Here is an 18737-nt window from a genome sequence, read left to right as displayed (position 1 = left end):
GGCTCATATCGCCGGCGGTGAGCTCGACGTCCGCGACGAGGACATCGCCGCGCTGACCGCCGCGCTCCCCTACAACGATTGCCTGGGCGTCAACACCTACAAGTGCCAGTTCCTGCGTGCCGCCGAGGGCGAAAACGACATCAACCACAATGGCACCGGCGACAAGGGCTCCTCGCGCTGGTTCCTCAAGGGCGTGGGCGAGTCATGCGTGCGCGAAGGCATACCCACCACCGATTGGGACTGGATCATCTATCCCGAGGGCCTCTACGACCTGCTGCTGCGCATTAAGAACGATTACCCCAACTACAAGAAGATCTACATCACCGAGAACGGCATGGGCTATAAGGACGACTTCGAGGACGGCTTTATCGACGACGCCCCTCGTATCGACTACATGCGCCAGCACCTCGCATGGATCCTCAAGGCAATCGACGGCGGCGTGAACGTCGACGGTTATTTCGTGTGGTCGCTGCAGGACCAGTTCTCCTGGACCAACGGCTACAACAAGCGCTACGGCCTGTTCTACATCGACTTTGAGACCCAGAAGCGCTATCCCAAGGCGAGCGCGTACTGGTTCAAGAACGTCTCGGAGACCGGCCTGCTTATGGCCTAGTTTCCGCTGCATACCCCCTGTCGGCCGCATACGAATCCCTCCACGGGTTCGCATGCGGCCTTTTTTGTTTTTGATGGGCCCGTGCGGGCCGTTTATCTCGATCTGTAACATCTAGCAGTGATTTTCGGCCCTACCTGTTACAGATCAAGACAAACGAGCGGCCCGAAGCAGAATATCTCGATCTGTAACATCTAACCCGGTTTTCTACTCCCAACTGTTACAGATTGAGACAATTAGATAGTCAAATCCGTGCTTTCCAAGCAGCTGTGATGCGCGCCTCTTACCTTGTTTTCAGTATCGCGAACATATTTTCGGTATCATTTCATGTTATTATGATACCGAAAGTATGTTCGTGATACTGAAAGGAGCCACATGCGCCAGTTTGATTACGCCACAGTCCCAGCGGAACTCGAAGCAACCCCAATCACCAATCTCCTTCTCTCGATACGCGAGCATAAAGGCCGACAGCTTGTTCTGAGTCAAGTCAAACCCGAACTTCTATCGTCCCTTATGGAGGAAGCTAAGATCCAAAGCACCCGATCCTCCAACGGACTTGAAGGAATTGTTACCACCCAAAAAAGACTCAAAGCAATCATGGCGTATTCCACCGAGCCAAGCTCCCGCGCAGAGGAAGAAATCGCTGGATACCGAGATGCGCTGTCACTTATTCACGAGCAACACGACTTCATTCCCGTAACACCATCGGTCATTTTGCAGTTGCATCGTGACCTCATGGCACACACAGCAATCTCGTATGGGGGCCATTGGAAAGACAGCGATAACGAAATCGTCTCCATCGACGATCAAGGTAATCGATTTGTGCGCTTTAGACCTCCTTCGGCTCTGGCAACCCCGGGGCTTATCGAAGAAGCCTGTCGGTCCCTCAACGATGCCCTATCTCGCCAAGCTTGCGATCCCCTCCTTATATCACTCCGCTTTATCTTCGATTTTGTCAGCATTCATCCCTTCAACGATGGCAATGGCAGGATGAGCCGACTCCTTACAACGCTACTGCTCGAAAAGACTGGATACGACGTTGCGCGCTACATCAGCATCGAACGACTTATTGAAGACAACAAAGCGCTCTACTACAGTGCCCTCGCTGCAAGTTCCACTGGATGGTATGAAAACGAAAACAGCGAGGCTCCCTTTATCCGGTTCATGCTCGGAACCATACTGGCGGCTTACCGACAGCTCGAACAGCACACCCTGATTGGATTCAACACTCGCCCCATGTCGAAGCAAGCGCGCATAGCTGTTCTATTTCAGGAGAAACCCGGCGTCATTAAGAAATCCGACATCCAGTCCAACTGCCCCGATATCAGCGAGGTAACCGTTAAACGAACCCTCAGCCAGCTTGTTAGTTGCAGCGCAATCGAAAAAACAGGAGCGGGCCGTTCGACGGGCTACATACTTAAAGACGTCCATGCTCTGGAATTATTCTTGCAATCTGCAATACCCAATAGCGAGCCGGCAATAAAACAAGGGTCCCCAAAGGATAGACTCCTTGAACGCATGAACCGCGCCGAAGATGAAAGCAGAGACGAACTCTACGAAGACTACGATTCATTCTCAAGGGATATCAAAGCGAGATATGAAGTTTAGCCATATCTCAGAATTGCCTCACCCTTGTTGCCCAAAACTATTTGCGCGTCATTTCACGTCACTTTGACGCGTAAAATGACGCGCAAATTTTTATGTGTCATATTTTTGACGTGCAAAATGACGTTTTAACTTTTATGTGTCATTCTGCACGTCACATTGAAGCGATAATCCCCGCGCCGGCAGAGGGCAGAAGCATCGCCTGCAGCGTTAGCTAGCAGATGACCTGCGTGTGCTCCTCGATGGCGGCGCGATCCTCGGCGGTAATTCCCGGCTCGCACACCACGGCGTCCAAATTGTCCAGGCGGCAGAAGGTGTAGAAGTCGCGCTTGCCGATCTTGCTGGAGTCGGCAATCAGATAGCGCGAGTCTGCCTTGCTAAAAGCGAGCTGCTGGATACGACCCTCATCCATATTGGACGTAGACACGTCGCCATCCAGAATGCCGTTGGCGCCGATAAACGCCGCATCGATGCCCAGCGCGCGCAGGGTATCCTCGGCCGTTGGTCCCACAAAAGCGGCGGTACGGCGACGGTACATACCGCCCACGAGGCACAGGTCGCAGTCCTCGCGCGCCTCGAGCAGGTTAAACACCGAAAGCGAATTAGTCACGATGCGCAGGCGAAACGCCGGCAGCAACGAGGCCATCTGCTCAACCGTGGTACCCGTGCCCAAAAAGATAGTAGAGCCCTCCTCGATAAGCTCCACAGCACGGCGTGCGATCTGCAGTTTTTCCTCGGCATGCTTGGTGCGCTTTTCGCTGTGCGAATACTCATGGCGCAACATAGCGTGGGGACGACCCTGCGCACTGCGGGCGCCGCCGTGCACGCGCTCGATCTCACCCAGACTCGCAAGTTCTTCGAGGTCGCGGCGAATCGTCATGTCCGAAACGCCCAGCGCATCCGAAATCTCCTTGACCGAGACCGTGCCCTGCTCCTCGAGCAGCTGACGAACCTTATCCTGTCGCTCTGCCTTAATCACGATGAATCCTCGCCGTTCTTTGCGCGCATATCATTCAAACAGTAACGAACAAATTGTATCAGAATCGCGCGCGCCAAAAATGAGCGTCCACACAGCTCAAATCATCACTTTTTTGAGAAAAATACTCCCTGCTTTAGTGGGGTGTAGTGATAATCTCACCTGTTCGCGCTACAGTTTGTCCGAAATATCTCGATGTTAGGAACCAAATGATCACTTCCGAGCTTTTCGGCACCGCGCCGTGCGGTACCCCCGTTCATCGTTACACCCTCAACGGGCCCGAGATTTGCGTTCGCATTATGGACTATGGCGCCACCGTGTTGGGCATCGACGTGCCCGACATTCCCGGCAACGTGCGCGATGTGGTGTTGGGCTTCGATAAGCTCGAGGATTACTTTGACAACCCCGCCTGCTTTGGCGCGACCATCGGCCCCGTGGCCAACCGCACCGCGGGTGCCACGATCACCATCGCCGGCACGGACTGGCATATGCCCACCAACGAAGGCGTCAACAACCTGCACAGCGATCTTGAGCGCGGCCTGCACAAGCGCGTGTGGGATGCTGAGCTCGACGAGGTCCACAACGCCGTGCGCATGACCACCTCGCTTGAAGACGGTGAGCTGGGTCTTCCCGGCAACCGCACCTTTACGGCCGTGTTTACCGTTACACGCACCGGACGTTTCCGTATCGAGTATGGCTGCGAGAGCGACCGCGCCACCTATGTGTCCATGACCAACCACACCTACTTTAACCTTGCCGGTCATAACGCCGGCATGGACTGTGAGCACTTCTTTGTTGCTAACGCCACTCACTACCTGCCCATTAACGAGCAGAACATCCCCACCGGCGAGATTGCTCCGGTCGAGGGAACACCGTTTGACTTTCGCGAGCTGCGCCCCGTCGCTCCCGGCATGGAAGCCGACGACCCGCAGATTAAGCAGGCACGTGGCTACGATCACTGCCTGTGCATCGATAACTATCAGTACGGCCGTAATCTGCGCCGTGCGATGCACGTCGAGGAGATGTGGACCGGTCGTGAGCTGGACTACTACACCACCGCCCCGGGCGTGCAGCTCTACACCGGCAACTGGCTGGGCGACGAGCACGCCAAGGACGATGCCAACTATGGCTGGGGCGCCGGCTTTGCCCTCGAGGCCGAGATGTACCCCGACACGCCGCACCAGCCGCTGTTCCCGCAGGGCATTGTGGGCCCTGGTCACCCCTACAGCAATGTGATCGAATACCACTTTATGAGGCACTAAGCCCATAACGCAACATATCGCACAGCAGCGCCCGCCGGCACCACCGCCGACGGGCGCTTTTTCATCTTTTGGGCTCATTTTCGCTGTGACTGTATGGGTGACATATCAAAACTATGTCTATTTACTACGTTTAGCCCGGGATGCTCGACCATGCACCAGTTTTGTTTAATTCGCGAGCCGTCTACCTGCGGTTTTGTTTTTCTCAAATTCGACATGCTCGGCGATAGCCGATCAAACGTAGTAAATGGGCATAGTTTTTGACAGGCGGCATCGCACGCGTCCCTCGCAAGGGCAAAATGATCCGTTTTCCTCCGTCCCCAAGGATCAGTTGAACAGATTGCCGATGGGGTCGGGGGCGGAACTGGGGAGGTAGCGGATTTCTAGCTCTATGCCGAGCTTTTGCAACTCTTTGAAGGCGGCGATGTCCGTATCGTCTACGGCAACGGCAGGCGTTGCAGAGCGCTTGCCCTCCCCTGCCTGCATATGGCCGATACTGATCTTGGTAATGGGTACACCGCCCTTAACCAGCGCGAGTGCATCGGCGGGTGAGGCCACCATGATCAGAATCCATTGACGCGGTGTTGCGGTATGAATGATGTCGATGGTCCTTTGCACCGAGAAAAACCGTGTCCAAACGCCTTCTGGCGCCGTCACCCTCATGGGTGCCCACTTGCGTGAATCCGCCGCAATCTCGTCGTTGACGATTAGGACGAGGTTGGAACCAACCGCCTCATTCCACTGCTCAACGTCTTGCCCGTAAAGGAAACGGTCATCGATACGCGTGAGAAGGATCTTGGGTTGAGCCATGGCAGCCCCATTCTGTTTGAGACCCGTAAGAGCAAGACATCGCGTCTCCAATATTAGTGCATTTAAAGTGAGAAAAGCCGTCAGAACCCTTGCACGGATGTGCGATGTCCCGTATCATAGACAGCCGTTGACGCCTCAGTTGCGTCACCACATGGCCGCCAGCGTAGCTCAGTTGGTAGAGCACCGCTCTCGTAAAGCGGGGGTCACCGGTTCGAGCCCGGTCGCTGGCTCCATTGCACAAGATAGCCGCCTTCGGGCGGCTTTTTTGTTGCCGATTTTGAGTGCGTGCGCGCCAATCCAAGCATCGCCACGTCAATTCGCCCACTCGGTGGACTTCGGGTTTAATGCTTAGGGGCGGGGATTTACCAAAGTGAAATTTTAATGAAAAGAAACCCAGCTGCAGCAATTGCCATGGTGAGGGCTCGAATTGGCCATATAGATCTAAAATAGTCACGATATACAAATGTCGAGAGACGTTGGGAATATAGATCAAAAGAACTAAGGGTTTTCTTTTGGTGGTAATGATGCTGCTCGGACTGTTCTGCCTGAGTGGCCCTTCTTGGGCCGAGGCTGCCTGTCCTGAAGGTGAGCCTCAGCAGTCTTATACGGGCAGCCTGCTGATAACTGCTAAGGAAGGCGATGCCGACTCTCAGTCTGGGGTAAATCCCCTTGCCACTTTTGAAGGGGACGGCGGAACGGTCAAGCTTGACCATATTGGTAGCGGGATTTTGAGGTGGCAAGTTCTTCCGGACAAAATTGCGAACGATCCCTTCTCATTTGCTGGAACGATTTATCTATACTAGGTTGTGAGCGGAAAACAAAAATACGTCGATTGCTATCCGACAAACGGGTCTGGAATTGCATTCACCGGCATTTCGGGGCAGATTGATACACATGTACGAAAGGGAACCTATGTGGTGCGTTGGGTTGGAGCTGCTGCAGGCCCGATATGGATTGCGGTCTTGCGCCCCGATGTCCAAATAGGTTTCTCTCTCTAGACGGGAAGTTGCTCATGGACGCCATATATGACGGGGATGACTGGGTCGATCATTATACTTGGCGCCTGGTCGGCTCGAACGACAATGGGGATGTGGTGTTTGATGGACTATGTCCAAAGCATCTCCATCCTTTTGTCTCGTCGTTAATTGAGAGTTCCGCTCGTGTTGCCCCCTACAGCTCGGCATCGCTTCATGATACGGACGTTTTGAAGACCATAAGGGAGTCAATTGACGAGGGCACGATGAGCGGCCCGCTGTTTTCTCGGCTTGTGGGGCTAGATGAGATTGGCTCGAAACGACTGCTTGCGGGCGAAAAAGTGGAACTCACTTATCGGTCGATGATTTCAATCCTGCGGCTAGCCGATGTTCTTCGCAAATAAATGAGGCTTCCCTATTCAAAAACCGAAAACCCCGCCAAGCGTGATTCCCCTAGGGAAACACGCTTGGCGGGGTCCTGGCGTGATTTCCCTAGGGGAATCACGCCAGCATACGAACAGCTCAACCGAGCAGCTCGTTACTCCTCCCAGTAAGCGTCTGCAAGAAGCTTAAAGCAGATCTTCTTGACCGGCTGTGCGCCATCGCCCGGGAACTCGAGTGTGGGCATGTGAGGCTCGCCGGCAACAAACAACGCAAACTTGTCGTCGGCAAGATCGCCGGCGATCGAGGCGTCGGAATCGACCAGATCGTAGTCGTCCTTCTCGTCGAACTCCTGGACCAGCGTCAGGCTGCCCGTGGCAACCTTAAAGGCCTCGCGACCCTCGACGTCGACCTGCAGGTCGTGATAGCGCTGATGCGTCTCATAGTGAGCCTCGGCTTCGGGACGCGTCGTGGGAGCCATGACGTTCGCAAAGACCTTGTCGCCCAGAATCGGATGGCTGCCGACCTCGAGCTTCGCCGGATCGTTCTCCTCGAGCCAATCGATCAGCACGTCGAGGCCCTTGAGCATTCCACGGTACTCCTCGATATCGCCCAATGCACCGTAAATCATCTAAATCCCCTCTCGGATCGTTTCTTTGGCGGCTACTCGGCAAACGCATTACCGACGCTGTTGCCACCCACATGCGTCTCGACCAGGGTAAGGTCGGGATTGAACACGACAGTGTCGGCGTCGCGCCCCGACATAATGCTATCGCACTTGTCGTCGACATGAGCTAGCAAGCGATGCCGGGACCGACGCCCAAGCCCTTACAGCTCGGTCACGACAACGCCGTTGTAGACCTCGTCCCAACGGTCCATGACCAGATGGCCGGTCATAGGATCCATGGCGTTGAGCTTGCCGCAAGTGTTGGCGGTTCGCAGCACCGTTTCGTCGTCTGCGCCAGCAGCGATGGCATGCGCGAAGCCTGCGATAGTGGAGTCACCAGAGCCCGTTGCGTTAACGGCAGGGATATCGGGCGTCTTTGCGCGGAACGCACGGCCATTGTGGAAGCCAACGGAGCCGGCAGCGCCCATGGACACGACGACCCAGGGGATATCGGAGAAGCGGGCGTCAGAAGCGAGCGCGGCGCGGAGCTCGTCCACATCGTCGGTGGTAAAGCTCGTGCCCAGAAGGCCGTTGATCTCGGTCAGGTTAGGCTTGACCAGCTCGGGCTTAACCTCGGACTTGAGCGCAGCCTCGAGCGAGGCACCCGAGGTATCGAGCAGCACCTTGGCTCCGGCGTTCTCGGCAATGCCCGTGATCTTGGCGTAGTAGTCCGCCTCGACGCCGCGGGGCAGCGAACCCGAGATGGTGACGACGTCGGCCTTACCTGCAAGCTCGGTAAACTTGGCGGTAAAGGCATCGAGCTCCTCGGGGGCAATTGTCGGGCCGCTCTCGAGCAGCTCGGTCTGGTTGCCGGCGTGGAGAATGTTGAGGCAAATTCGAGTCTCGCCCTTGATGGGCACAAAGTCGTTGTTAATACCGTTGGCGTCCATGAGCTCAGCCATGTAGGCGCCCATGTGGCCGCCGAGCAGACCGGTTGCCACAACGTCGTCGCCCAGCTGACCCAGCACGCGGGCCACGTTGAGGCCCTTGCCGCCGGCGGTCTTTTCGGGCGTCACACGGTTGACGTCGTCGATAATGAGCTCATCGAGCTGATAGCGCGTATCGACAGACGGGTTCATCGTAACGGTGAGGATCATTTTTAGCTCCTTATCTCGCAGGCTCCTTGTGCCTCGCGATACGAGTCGACAAAACGGAATTACAGAATCTCAATCGTGAACGAGCGAACGACGGTCTCCTTGGGCTTGGCGACAAGGCAGCCGCGCTTATGCTCAAGCACGTCGTCCTCATCGGAGCAGGTCGAGAGACCGCCCCAAGGCTCAACCGCCACAAAATCGCCCTCGGGCTTGCTCCACACAATGAGATATGGGAAGCCCTCAAAGCTCAGGCGGACGCCCTTGTCCTCGCCCTTTTTGGAAAGCGTGACCTGACGGCTCTCGAGCACGTCAAAGATGGTCTCCGCAAAATCGAAGAGATCGTGCGACAGGGGCAGTGTCTTTCCCACCATGGGGTTCTTGGAGCGGTTTGCCACGTCAATCAATCCAGTCGAGGGAACGGCGGTGCAGAGCTCCGCAGCCTCGTCTTTCTCAAAGCGCAACTCGTAGTCCGTATAGGCCTCGCCCTCATCGAGCGGACACCTAAAGCCGGGATGACCGCCGATAAAGAACGGCATGTCCTCGGTGCCCTCGTTGGTGACCTCGTAGGAAACGCGCACGGCAGCGTCCTCGAGCGTATAGCGGGCGACAAGCTTAAACGGATACGGATAATCGCTCAGCAGCGCGGCGTTATCCTCCGAAGCCAGGCACATCGCCAGCTCGTTCTCGCTCTGGCTCAGCAGCTTCCACTCCTGTTTGCGCGCAAACCCATGGCGAGCGAGCTTTACATGATGCCCGGCAAACGTCATGGCGTTGTTGTCGCGCAAGCCTCCGCAAATCGGGAAGCAAATCGGTGCTTGGCCGGACCACACGGCGGGATCGCCCTGCCACAGATACTCGCGACCTCCGGCCTCGATCGAGGTAAACGAACCGCCAGCCGTGGACACCTTAATAGAAATCGAATCGTTGGAAAGAGCGTATTCCATTGCCTATCCTTTCGAACAACTGCTTTTTGCTCGCAAGTACCCGTCTCGGCCCTGACCAAAGGACAAACCCGCACGTTCATCGATGCGTCCGGTATCCCAGCCATGTAACGGGGTACCATACAGACATTGATGCAATTACAGCTGAAAGGCCTTCTTATGCGAACCATCATCCTCTACGCCTCGCGCCATCACGGCAATACGAAAAAGCTCGTGGACGCCATCGTCGAGGCGCACCCCGAGATCGATACCCTCGACGTGAAGTCACTCGGTAAAAACGAGTACCCCGACCTGCACGAATACCATCTGATCGGCGTCGCCACGGGCATTTATTACTCCGAGATCGACAAGGATATGGCGCGCGTGCTCACGAACGTGCTGCAGCCGCAGGACAAGGTGTTTGGCCTTATGACCTACGGTGGCAAAAACAAGTGGTACGGCAAGGATATCGATGGCATCTGCCGCATGAGGCAGGCCATCTTTATGGGTGTCTACGGCTGCCCCGGCTTTGATACGTGGGGGCCGTTTAAACTCACCGGCGGTGTCCAAAAGGGACACCCGACCGCTGAGGAAATTAAGGGCGCCGTCGACTTCTTCGATAAGATCGAAGACGAATATGGCGATATCATCGTCGAAGAGTACGCCAAGCGCGAGAAGCGTCTAGCATACGAGAAGGAGCATCCTGCAGGAGGCCTGGTGGCCGGCGTCAAGCGCACGGCAAAGAAGATCGCTAACAAGCTGTAACTGTGAAGGTGCTTTTGAGCGTTTAACCCATACGGCGGGTCCGAGCAGATTCGGGCCCGCCGTCTTTTTCTATCGTTACTCGGTAAAGGCGTTGCCGACGCTCTGGCCGCCAACATACGTCTCGACGAGGGTAAGCTCATGGTCGAACACGACAAAGTCGGCGTCGCGACCCGGCATGATGCTGCCGCACTTATCCTCGATGTGCGCGGAGCGTGCCGGCACCTCGGTTGCCATACGAATGGCGATATCGGCGCTGGCGATGCCCCAGTCGACGATGTTCTTGACGCCCTGGGCAAGCGTGAGCACCGAGCCAGCAATGCTCTTGCCGTCGGCGAGCCAGCACAGGTTGTCCTTCATGATGACGTCCATGCCACCACTGGTGTAGCTGCCCTCGGGCATGCCGCCGCAGCCCAGGCAGTCAGTGATGAGCACCGTGTGTTGCCAGCCCTTTGCCTGCAGCAGCGCCTTGATGGCGGCAGGGTTAACGTGCTTGCCGTCACAGATGATCTCGGCGTAGGTCTCGGGCGTGGACATGGCAGCGCCCACGACACCGGGCTCACGGTGATGCAGCCCGCGCTGACCGTTATAGGTATGCGTAAAGCAGCTGGCACCGGCGTTGATGGCGGCGATGCACTCATCGTAGGTGGCGTCGGAGTGACCGATGCTGGTCACCACACCCTTGGCATTCAGAGCAGCCGCATAAGCAGCGGCACCGTCGCGCTCGGCCGCCATGGCGCTCTTAACGATGCGACCACCCGCAGCCTCCTGCCACTGATCGAAGACCTCCTCGGAGGGATCGATCAGGTAAGCGGGGTTCTGCGCGCCCACGTGCTTCATGGTAAAGAAGGGGCCCTCCAGGTAGATGCCCTGAATGCGAGCACCGCAGAAGTCGGGGCCGCGACCCTCGTCCGCCTGAGCGATGGCGGCGCAGGCGTCCTTGATCTGCTCGACGCCATCGGTGAACGTCGTGGGCAGCCAGCTGGTGGTGCCGCGACGGGCGAGCTCGGTCGAGCTGATATCGATGCCCTCGGGATCGTTATCGGTTGTTGAGTGGTTGTAGAAGCCATGGATGTGGGTGTCGACCATGCCCGGCGCGATCCACGATCCCGTGTAGTCCTTGATTTCGCAGGAGGGCTCGTCGGCCTGCCAAGCGCCAAAGACGCCGTCCTCGACCATGAGATAGCCGCCCAGCTGCGGGCCTGCCGGCAAGAAGAACTTGTCAGCCTTAATTGCGTACGTGCTCATATGCACTCCTTGCTTCTAAAGCAGTTGACTGTGGTGATGCTTATACCCAGCTCACGTAAAACAAAAAGCGCCCGCCCGCCGTTATGAGCGGACGGGCGCCCTTACAGGGGGACGCGATTAAGCGGTGAAGGGGTGAATCGTCACGCCCTTGACCACGCGGTTGACCGTGCCGGTGGGGCTCGGCGTATCGGGCGTGTTGCCCACGCGCACGGAGTTGAGCAGGCTGATGGCCTGGGCAAACATCACGAACGGCAGGGCGAGGTAGCCCTCGGGGAGTGCCTCGTAGCCCTTAAAGGTGAAGGACTCACCCTCATAGACGGTGGCACCTTCCTGCTGAACGGCGACGGTGTGCTGAGCGATCTTGTCGCCACCGATCTCGTTGAGGATGTCGATATCGTACTGACGGGTGTAGGCGTCGTTGTTGACGAACACAAAGACGAGCGTCTTATCGTCGACGAAGGACTTGGGTCCGTGACGATAGCCCATGGAAGTGTCGTAAGAAGTGGCAACCAGGCCGTGAGCAAGCTCAAGAATCTTAAGCTGGCTCTCCTGAGCAAGGCCGCCAAAGGAGCCGGAGCCCAGGTAGGTCACGCGGTTGAAGTCGCCAGCGAGGTAATCGGCGACCTCGGACTCGCGAGCGATAACCTCCTCGCCCATCTTGGCGATGGTCTCGACCCACTCGGCCTTCTGCTCGTCAGAGGCAGTGTCGAAAATAAGGGTGGAGAGCAGGGTCATGCAGGAATAAGAACCGGTCATGGCGAAGCCCTTGTCGTTGGCGCGCGGAATGAGCAGCGTCAGCGCATTGGGATCATCGGCAGACTCGACGGCGAGCTTGCCCTCGGGAGCGCAGGTAATGTTGAGGAACTTGACGTTGTGGACGAGCTCCTTGGCAACGGCAACGGCGGCAAGGCTCTCGGGGCTGTTGCCAGAGCGGGCAAAGGAAACCACGAGCGTGGGATCCTCGGCGCGCAGGAAGTCGCGCGGGGCGCTCACGATGTCGGTCGTGGCGATGGGCTTAAAGTCGTAGAGATCAGTGTTGCCAGCGTGACGCAGGTACGGGGCGCAGGTATCGCCAACATAGTCGGACGTACCGGCACCGGTGAAGACAACGGACAGACGGCCCTCGCCCATAGCGCGAGCCTCGGCCAGGAAGGCCTCGATGGCCTCCTTGTTCTCGCGATAGATGTTGAGCGTATCACGCCAAAGCTCGGGCTGCTGAGCAATCTCGGCCGTGGTGATCTGGGCGCCGAGCTCGGTGAGCTCCTCGACACTCTTCTCGAACATTTCTAATACCTCTCTCTAGAAGTAATCCTCTGACGTGCAATTATACACTTCGGTTGGTTATCTGGTAGTAACCAGTTAAATGCAAAGAATCACCATATGGAAACGATGCGGACACTAGTTGCTACGCTGGTGGTAAACCTTGTATTTAAACTGATCGGCACGAGCAACCGAGAGTGTATACTCCACAACCTCGTTTGACTCGTTATACGTAGTTCTGACCAAATCGAGCACAGGCGAGCCCTCGACAATTCCCAAAAGGTGGGCATCGGTGGGACGGGCTATGCTCGCATAGAACTCCTCTTCGGCCACGCGAATCTTTTGCTGAAAGTCCTGCTCAATCACATCGTAAAGCGGCTTACGCTCCAGCAGCGGTCGCTTTAGGGACAGAAATTGACGAACCGGCAGATAGCTGCGTTCGACCATCATGGGCATATTGTCGGCAGAACGAAGACGCTTGAGCTTAAAAATGCGATCACCGATGCGCAATCCCATATGCTCGGCCAGATTCTTATCGGCCTCCATCTCGCAAAACTCGAGAATCGTGGTCTCAGGTTCTCGACCCATCGCGCGCATCTGCTCGGTAAAGCTATAGGACTGCATAAGATTGGTTGCCTTTGCCGAACGGTCGGTCACAAAGGTACCGCGACCGTGCTGCCGAACCACCAGTCCTAAACGCTCCAGTTCCTGCAGAGCCAGGCGTACTGTAGTGCGCGAGAGACCATAGCGCTCCGAAAGTTCGCGCTCGGAAGGAATCATGTCACCGGCGCGATATTCATGGTCGATCTTTTCGGTCAGAATATCGACCAGCTGATCGTACAGCGGTTGCTTACGCGCTCCGATCGCCATCCTATCCTCCCTTTTGCTCGAATTCGGCTAACTACCTAGGGTGTTTAGCATTATCTGTCTGCCACACCCGAATCAACAAGAAAACAAAAGCCGCGCGCTCTTTCGAGCACGCGGCTTTTAACATACACATGGCTTAAGGGGTCGGGGTGTGAGCCGCGTAGGGACACACCCCTCAAGCTAGAGCCTTACCAGATGCTCGGCCAGAGACCAAGCGGGCCAGCGCCCAGGATGCCAAGGACGAAGAGCAGGAGAATGCCCTTGGTCGGGGTCCAGCTGTGCTTAGCGAACATGTAGTAAAGCAGCAGCGTAAGCATAAGCGGGACGAGCTTCGGGACGATGGTGTTGAGGGTGTCGGCAACAGAGAAGTTGACCGGATCCTCGGTAACGGTGCCGTAGGTAACGGACTCCATGCCGTTGCCCAGATCGGTGACGCCGCACTCGACAGCGTTGCCGTCGGCATCGGAAGCGGTGAGGGCGTTGCCGTCCTCATCGGTCATGGCGATGGTACCGGCCTCAGCGGTCTCGGTATCGATGCCCTCCATACCGGTGAAGTTCTCGGCCTCCTTCTCGGAGACGATCACGGTAGTAGCGGAGAGGCCACGGGTGGTGCCGTTGGGGATCTGGAGGTTGATCTGGGTGCCACCCATGGTGACGACCAGGCAACCGACGACGAAGACGCCCATGATGGAAGCGGCACGCGTGAAGGCCTGCATGTTGGCGGTCAGAGCGTCAATAGCGCTGGTGCCAAGCTTGTAGGACCAGTTCATGAGCCAGAAGCGCAGAGCGAACTGGACGACGTTAAAGATCACCAGGAAGATGATCGGTGCAGCGGCGTTGCCGTTGATGGCCATGTTAGAGGTGATGCCGGCCGTGATAGGCACAAGCGTCAGCCAGAACAGGGCGTCACCGATACCACCGAGCGGGCCCATTGCGGCGACGCGGACGGCGCGGATCGTGGGGATGTCAACCTTGTTCTGCTCGAGCGAAAGCACGATGCCCATAACAAAGGTGACAAGGAACGGGTGGGTGTTGAAGAACTCCAGGTTGTGGCTCATGGAAGCCGCGAGGTCGTTCTTGTTGGTGTGGATCTTCTCCAGACCGGGGATGATGGAGTAGAGCCAGCCAGCGGCCTGCATGCGCTCGTAGTTGAACGATGCCTGCAGGAAGCAGGAGCGCCAAGCCATCTTGTTGAGGGTCTTCTGGTCGAGCTGCGGAGCAGGAGTGAGATCCTCGTAGTGCTCCGGGATCACATACTCATTAGATGCCATCTTCGAAGTCACCTCCGTCAGAAACAGCTGCACCCTTCAGCTCGGTCTGCTGCTGGAAGTCCCAGAAAGCGATGCCGAAGCCGATGAGAGCGAGGATGAGCAGAGCAGGGGTTGCCAGCGAATCGTTGGCAACGGTGATGAGCGCGAGGCCAAAGCCCATGAGGAAGAAGCCCCACATATCGCGGTTCATCATAACCTTGAGCAGGACGGCGAAGCCGACGAAGCGCATCATGCCGCCTGCAGCGGAGAGACCGGTCTGCAGCCAAGTCGGGATGGCAGAAGCGATGGTCTGACCGATGGTAGCGCCAGCGATGAAGAACAGGGTGACGACGACAGCGAAGATCAGGCCGAGCAGAGCCATGGCGAAGTAGTTCAGGCGCTCGATGCCCTTGGTGTCCGCGTTGTGAGCCATGTTATCGGCCGTGGACATAAGCGGGGACATAAGCGTGAAGACCAGGGTAACGCCAAGCTGGCCAAGCAGAGCGAACGGAATGGCGAGACCGACTGCCGCGTTGGGCTCGAGGCCCGTGGCGATAGCGAGAATGGCTGCCATGATGCCGCCGATGACGGCGTTAGGCGGCTGAGCGCCTCCGATCGGCATGTTGCCGATCGTCATGAGCTGATAGGTACCACCCACGAGAAGACCGGTGTTGAGGTCGCCAAGGATAAGACCGATGACGGCGCCGGTGACGATGGGCTGATAGAGAGACTCGAGGAAGTCAAACTGGTCGATTGCCGCGATGAACGTGACGACGAAGACCAGAGCGATCTGGATGATCGAGTATTCCATCTTGCTCCTCCTTTCAAAATGTATGTACGCACTTTGGATTTCACGTACAGAACGTCAGGGTTTCACTCCTGACAACGTGGATCACGAGGATTACGAGAAGAGCTTGCTCGTGTCCTCAACAGGCGTGCTCGGAACGCGCCTGATCTCCAACTCCACCCCCAATTCCTGCAGCTCTTTAAACGCAGCGACATCCTCGTCGTTAACTGCGACGGAGGTGGCGACTTGGCGCTTTCCTTCCGACATGTGCATGTTGCCGATGTTTACCTTCTTTATAGGCACACCGCCCTTGACGAGCGTAAGCACGTCTTCCGGTGTTTCGGCCACGATGAAGATCTTCTGGCGCGGGCTCGCCTTGCCAATGACGTCGATGGTCTTCTGCAGAGAGAAGAAACGCGTAGCGACGCCGGCGGGAGCGGCCATCTTCATGAGGTTCTGGCGCATGGTGTTGGACGCCACGTCGTCGTTGGCGACGAGGATGAGGTTGGAGCCCAGGGTGGAGTTCCACTGGGTGGCAACCTGACCATGAACCAGTCGGTTATCGATGCGGGTAAGAAGAATGTTGGGTTCTGCCATGTTGATCAGCTTCCTTTCGTTATTTGCTGACGACAGTTACTTGATCTCCTGAATCGCGTAACGCGAAACATCTACGACGGCTCCGGATCGGACTTTGATCTGGACCTTCTCGCCTTCGATGCCTTTGACGGTTCCGTAGATACCGCCGGCGAAAAGAACCTCTTGACCCGGCTTGAGCTCGGTGTGCAGCTCCTTGAAGTACTTCTGCTTCTTCTTCATGTTGATTTGCGACCAGATGGTGTAAATCAAGCCCATGATGACAAGCAGGCCTAAAAGGGCGACCGAGGAGCTCAGGACGTTGGCTCCGAAATCGGCCATTAGATGCCGTCCTCGTCGCCGAAGATATCCTCTTCCTCGGAGCCGGCAACGGATGCGACCGTCTGGGCGGTGACGCCCGTCTGGCCAACGGTCACGGCCTGCTCGCCAAGCTCGGCGAGCGTGGCATTGCCGCGGAGGAACAGAAGCTCAATAACCATGGGAAGGTTGGTGCCAGTCAGAACCTCGACGTTGTCGACATCCTGGGCAATCATCATCGACTGGTTGAATGGGGTGCCGCCAAGCAGGTCGGTAAAGACGAGCACGCCATCGCACTCCTCGCGCATGGCGGTAATAGCGGCGCGGAGATCCTCACCGTAAGAAGCAGCCTGGTCGCCCTCAAAAGGAACGACGGTAAAAGCGGGCTGGTCGCCGGCAACCATAGCGATAGCGCTAGCTAGGCCGGGTGCGAACTGTCCATGACCGGTAAGAATAAAGCCAACCATTCAAATTTCCCTTCCGAAGGTGTGTACAATCTGAGTCCGATGATTTTCGGAAGCCAGCGGGCGCTCGCCCTTAAAGCTTCTTAGAAAGCGTTCTTTGAAGACCAGTGGTTTCTAAACTGGTAGTAACCACGTGACGTGTTGTTGTCACTATATCACCCCAGAAGAGGTCGCTTTCGTTGATTCATACGGTAAAACGTTTTTGCACCGCTCACGGTGATATTTCGACCGTTTACCGGTCGTTAACACTTCTACCTGCGGTTTTGAAACCGTTTCGAAATGCTTTGGCAAAAGATCGGAACTTTTCCTGTCCCTAAACAACGCAGGGCGGCTAAAAATAGCGTGTAGAAAAATTGCAGGTCATTGTGAAGATATGTGAATTGGTCTTTTTGACTTAATACCAGTTAGAACCAGTTTTGAGATTATCGGTGAACGGTAGTTTTCGACCGTTCACCGGTTACTTGCAATCGTTTGCAGTTGTTTTCCCATATGAATCGGGGAACCCGATGAAGCACTTGTGCGATCTCGGAAAGTTTTGACATTTGTCCTCATCCCCCGCGCACCAAACTCCGGCACCCAAAATGAGCCAATAGTTCACGCTAATCGTTTTCAATCATTACTTACTCAATATTCGTAATTATTTATCGTTTATCGTTAATTCTGATATGATACAAGTATCATCCAAGACATTGGTTGGAGGAGCTATGATCCGCTGGAACGTATCCAAATCGAATGAAGCCATCGACCGTGAACAGGCAATAGCCGATCTGAGGAAGCTCACTCGCATCTGCAAATGGGCCACAATCTGCATTACCACCGCGCTCGCTCTGGGACTCCTCGCAGTCATTGCGATTGACCTTCTACTCATATTGCCTGGACTCTCCCAAGGGTCGTGTCTCCAATCCGTAGAACTTCAAGCCGGCGAAGGACCGTGCCTTGCTATCGTCGGTACCAATGCACAGGCCCCACTTATGCTCGTCGCACACGATGGTCACACTGCCATAGGAAGCCTCTTGATGACATGTCTCGCGCTTACCATCGCGCTAAGCGTGCGCAGGCTTTTCTTCAACATTGAAAAGAAAGGCAGGCCCTTTGACCTTGAATGTAACCAGACACTTCGTCGAGTAGGACATTTATTCCTTATCGGCGGCGTTTCCGTGAGACTTCTTGGTGCCGTAATCACGGGAATGATACTCTCAGGATTTGGCGGCAGCTTTACGAATGCGTTCGTCGGCCAGTTATTCGAGCCCTCCATGCTCTTTGCAGGCCTGATTATTTGCCTGATTGCCAGCATCTTCCGCTACGGGTATATCCTGCAAAAACAAGATGACGAGTTGCTCTAGGGGGAATCCATGATTATTCTGCGGCTTGACCGCATGCTTGCCGAACGCAAGATCTCATCCAAAGAGCTTGCGGAACGCGTGGGCATCTCCCAGGTCAATATGTCGCGCATCAAGACGGGCAAGGTTTCTGCCGTGCGCTTTTCAACTCTTGATGCGATATGCCGGGCACTCGACTGCCAACCGGGCGATGTGCTGGAATATATGCCTGACGATGAAGCCGATAACCTTTTTGGACTTAAAGATTCATAGGCATAATTTAGCCACCAGCGCCTAAACGCAAATAGCCCGCTAGAACAACATCCGTTCTAGCGGGCTATTCAGATATTTCGGCTACGCGCTCGGTAGCTCAGACAAATCTTTACGCAAACAGACCGTAGATGCTGATGTTGGCCTTGGCATAGAGGCCGTTAGCATACTCGGTCCACTTGGAGCTAGCGCCTGAGGCCTGCGAGGAATACTGCTGATAAGCAGTGTAGTAGGCGGTCATGGCCTGCTTGTAGGTGGCACTATCGGCAGTAAAGGCATCGTCAGCGAAGGCCTTAGCGTAGGTGCTATCGGCGTCCTTCCAG

General features: G+C 56.1%; 21 protein-coding genes, 1 tRNA gene and 1 pseudogene. 9 read left to right on the top strand and 14 right to left on the bottom strand.

Annotated elements, in window-relative coordinates:
- Nucleotides 1-613: family 1 glycosylhydrolase (locus AB5164_RS04450; protein ID WP_368147837.1), on the top strand; the 613-nt coding region annotated here is incomplete at its 5' end.
- Between the two features lie 372 nt (nt 614-985).
- The gene (locus AB5164_RS04445) at nt 986-2218 is read left to right on the top strand and encodes a Fic family protein (RefSeq protein ID WP_368143149.1); all 1233 of its coding nucleotides are present in this window, start codon (nt 986-988) and stop codon (nt 2216-2218) included.
- Between the two features lie 211 nt (nt 2219-2429).
- Here the strand turns inward: AB5164_RS04445 and AB5164_RS04440 are convergent, their stop codons facing one another.
- The gene (locus tag AB5164_RS04440; protein ID WP_368143148.1) at nt 2430-3194 is read right to left on the bottom strand and encodes a DeoR/GlpR family DNA-binding transcription regulator; all 765 of its coding nucleotides are present in this window, start codon (nt 3192-3194) and stop codon (nt 2430-2432) included.
- Between the two features lie 206 nt (nt 3195-3400).
- Here AB5164_RS04440 and AB5164_RS04435 point away from each other — a divergent pair, with 206 nt between their 5' ends.
- On the top strand, nt 3401-4453 hold the full coding sequence (locus AB5164_RS04435) for an aldose epimerase family protein (protein WP_368147835.1): 1053 nt from the start codon (nt 3401-3403) through the stop codon (nt 4451-4453).
- A gap of 324 nt (nt 4454-4777) precedes the next feature.
- On the opposite strand, the gene AB5164_RS04430 is transcribed toward AB5164_RS04435, so the two are convergent.
- On the bottom strand, nt 4778-5260 hold the full coding sequence (locus AB5164_RS04430) for a PTS sugar transporter subunit IIB (RefSeq protein ID WP_368143246.1): 483 nt from the start codon (nt 5258-5260) through the stop codon (nt 4778-4780).
- Between the two features lie 157 nt (nt 5261-5417).
- On the opposite strand from AB5164_RS04430, the gene AB5164_RS04425 reads away from it, so the two are divergent.
- The 3 genes from AB5164_RS04425 (at nt 5418) to AB5164_RS04415 (ending at nt 6638) form a co-directional block, all read left to right on the top strand.
- A tRNA-Thr gene (locus tag AB5164_RS04425) sits at nt 5418-5493 on the top strand.
- A gap of 291 nt (nt 5494-5784) precedes the next feature.
- Nucleotides 5785-6063: a hypothetical protein gene (locus AB5164_RS04420; RefSeq protein WP_368143247.1), complete on the top strand. Its 279-nt coding sequence runs from the start codon at nt 5785-5787 to the stop codon at nt 6061-6063.
- Between the two features lie 209 nt (nt 6064-6272).
- Nucleotides 6273-6638: a hypothetical protein gene (locus tag AB5164_RS04415; RefSeq protein ID WP_117736085.1), complete on the top strand. Its 366-nt coding sequence runs from the start codon at nt 6273-6275 to the stop codon at nt 6636-6638.
- A gap of 134 nt (nt 6639-6772) precedes the next feature.
- Here AB5164_RS04415 and AB5164_RS04410 read toward each other — a convergent pair whose 3' ends face one another.
- The 3 genes from AB5164_RS04410 to AB5164_RS04400 all read right to left on the bottom strand — a co-directional run bounded on the left by AB5164_RS04410 (nt 6773) and on the right by AB5164_RS04400 (nt 9320).
- Nucleotides 6773-7246, bottom strand: a complete 474-nt coding sequence (locus AB5164_RS04410) for a NanQ anomerase/TabA/YiaL family protein (protein WP_368143248.1) — start codon at nt 7244-7246, stop codon at nt 6773-6775.
- Between the two features lie 197 nt (nt 7247-7443).
- On the bottom strand, nt 7444-8379 hold the full coding sequence (locus AB5164_RS04405) for a hexose kinase (RefSeq protein WP_118334259.1): 936 nt from the start codon (nt 8377-8379) through the stop codon (nt 7444-7446).
- A 59-nt stretch (nt 8380-8438) separates the two neighbouring features.
- Nucleotides 8439-9320 (bottom strand): aldose 1-epimerase family protein, encoded by an 882-nt coding sequence (locus tag AB5164_RS04400; protein ID WP_368143249.1) that lies wholly within the window; start codon nt 9318-9320, stop codon nt 8439-8441.
- A 156-nt stretch (nt 9321-9476) separates the two neighbouring features.
- On the opposite strand from AB5164_RS04400, the gene AB5164_RS04395 reads away from it, so the two are divergent.
- Entirely contained in the window at nt 9477-10061 is a 585-nt protein-coding gene (locus AB5164_RS04395) for a flavodoxin domain-containing protein (RefSeq protein ID WP_118372965.1), read from the top strand.
- A gap of 75 nt (nt 10062-10136) precedes the next feature.
- Here AB5164_RS04395 and nagA read toward each other — a convergent pair whose 3' ends face one another.
- The 8 genes from nagA to AB5164_RS04355 all read right to left on the bottom strand — a co-directional run bounded on the left by nagA (nt 10137) and on the right by AB5164_RS04355 (nt 16828).
- On the bottom strand, nt 10137-11306 hold the full coding sequence (nagA, locus tag AB5164_RS04390) for an N-acetylglucosamine-6-phosphate deacetylase (protein WP_022094606.1): 1170 nt from the start codon (nt 11304-11306) through the stop codon (nt 10137-10139).
- A gap of 117 nt (nt 11307-11423) precedes the next feature.
- The gene (locus AB5164_RS04385; protein ID WP_316365479.1) at nt 11424-12590 is read right to left on the bottom strand and encodes an AgaS family sugar isomerase; all 1167 of its coding nucleotides are present in this window, start codon (nt 12588-12590) and stop codon (nt 11424-11426) included.
- A gap of 114 nt (nt 12591-12704) precedes the next feature.
- On the bottom strand, nt 12705-13436 hold the full coding sequence (locus AB5164_RS04380; RefSeq protein WP_022094608.1) for a GntR family transcriptional regulator: 732 nt from the start codon (nt 13434-13436) through the stop codon (nt 12705-12707).
- 185 nt (nt 13437-13621) lie between these two features.
- Nucleotides 13622-14704 (bottom strand): PTS system mannose/fructose/sorbose family transporter subunit IID, encoded by a 1083-nt coding sequence (locus tag AB5164_RS04375; protein WP_022094609.1) that lies wholly within the window; start codon nt 14702-14704, stop codon nt 13622-13624.
- Nucleotides 14694-15494, bottom strand: coding sequence for a PTS mannose/fructose/sorbose/N-acetylgalactosamine transporter subunit IIC (locus AB5164_RS04370; protein WP_022094610.1), 801 nt, complete (start codon nt 15492-15494; stop codon nt 14694-14696). Before AB5164_RS04370 ends, AB5164_RS04375 begins: the two co-directional genes overlap by 11 nt.
- Before the next feature lie 90 nt (nt 15495-15584).
- Nucleotides 15585-16067, bottom strand: a complete 483-nt coding sequence (gene agaV, locus AB5164_RS04365; protein ID WP_022094611.1) for a PTS N-acetylgalactosamine transporter subunit IIB — start codon at nt 16065-16067, stop codon at nt 15585-15587.
- Between the two features lie 36 nt (nt 16068-16103).
- Nucleotides 16104-16385 (bottom strand): preprotein translocase subunit YajC, encoded by a 282-nt coding sequence (gene yajC, locus AB5164_RS04360; RefSeq protein ID WP_022094612.1) that lies wholly within the window; start codon nt 16383-16385, stop codon nt 16104-16106.
- Entirely contained in the window at nt 16385-16828 is a 444-nt protein-coding gene (locus AB5164_RS04355; protein ID WP_035137680.1) for a PTS sugar transporter subunit IIA, read from the bottom strand. The genes yajC and AB5164_RS04355 overlap by 1 nt, the downstream gene beginning before the upstream one ends.
- A gap of 701 nt (nt 16829-17529) precedes the next feature.
- On the opposite strand from AB5164_RS04355, the gene AB5164_RS04350 reads away from it, so the two are divergent.
- Together AB5164_RS04350 and AB5164_RS04345 are read left to right on the top strand one after the other, a co-directional pair.
- Complete coding sequence (locus AB5164_RS04350; RefSeq protein WP_368143185.1) at nt 17530-18168, top strand: hypothetical protein; 639 nt, start codon at nt 17530-17532, stop codon at nt 18166-18168.
- A 9-nt stretch (nt 18169-18177) separates the two neighbouring features.
- Nucleotides 18178-18417, top strand: a complete 240-nt coding sequence (locus AB5164_RS04345) for a helix-turn-helix domain-containing protein (RefSeq protein WP_118099149.1) — start codon at nt 18178-18180, stop codon at nt 18415-18417.
- A gap of 109 nt (nt 18418-18526) precedes the next feature.
- Here the strand turns inward: AB5164_RS04345 and AB5164_RS04340 are convergent.
- A pseudogene (locus AB5164_RS04340) lies at nt 18527-18737 on the bottom strand (hypothetical protein); the annotation flags it as partial.

It is taken from the genome of Collinsella aerofaciens, from assembly GCF_040915425.1.
Classification (GTDB): domain Bacteria; phylum Actinomycetota; class Coriobacteriia; order Coriobacteriales; family Coriobacteriaceae; genus Collinsella; species Collinsella aerofaciens_BW.
This window is presented reverse-complemented; position numbering and strand designations above follow the sequence as displayed.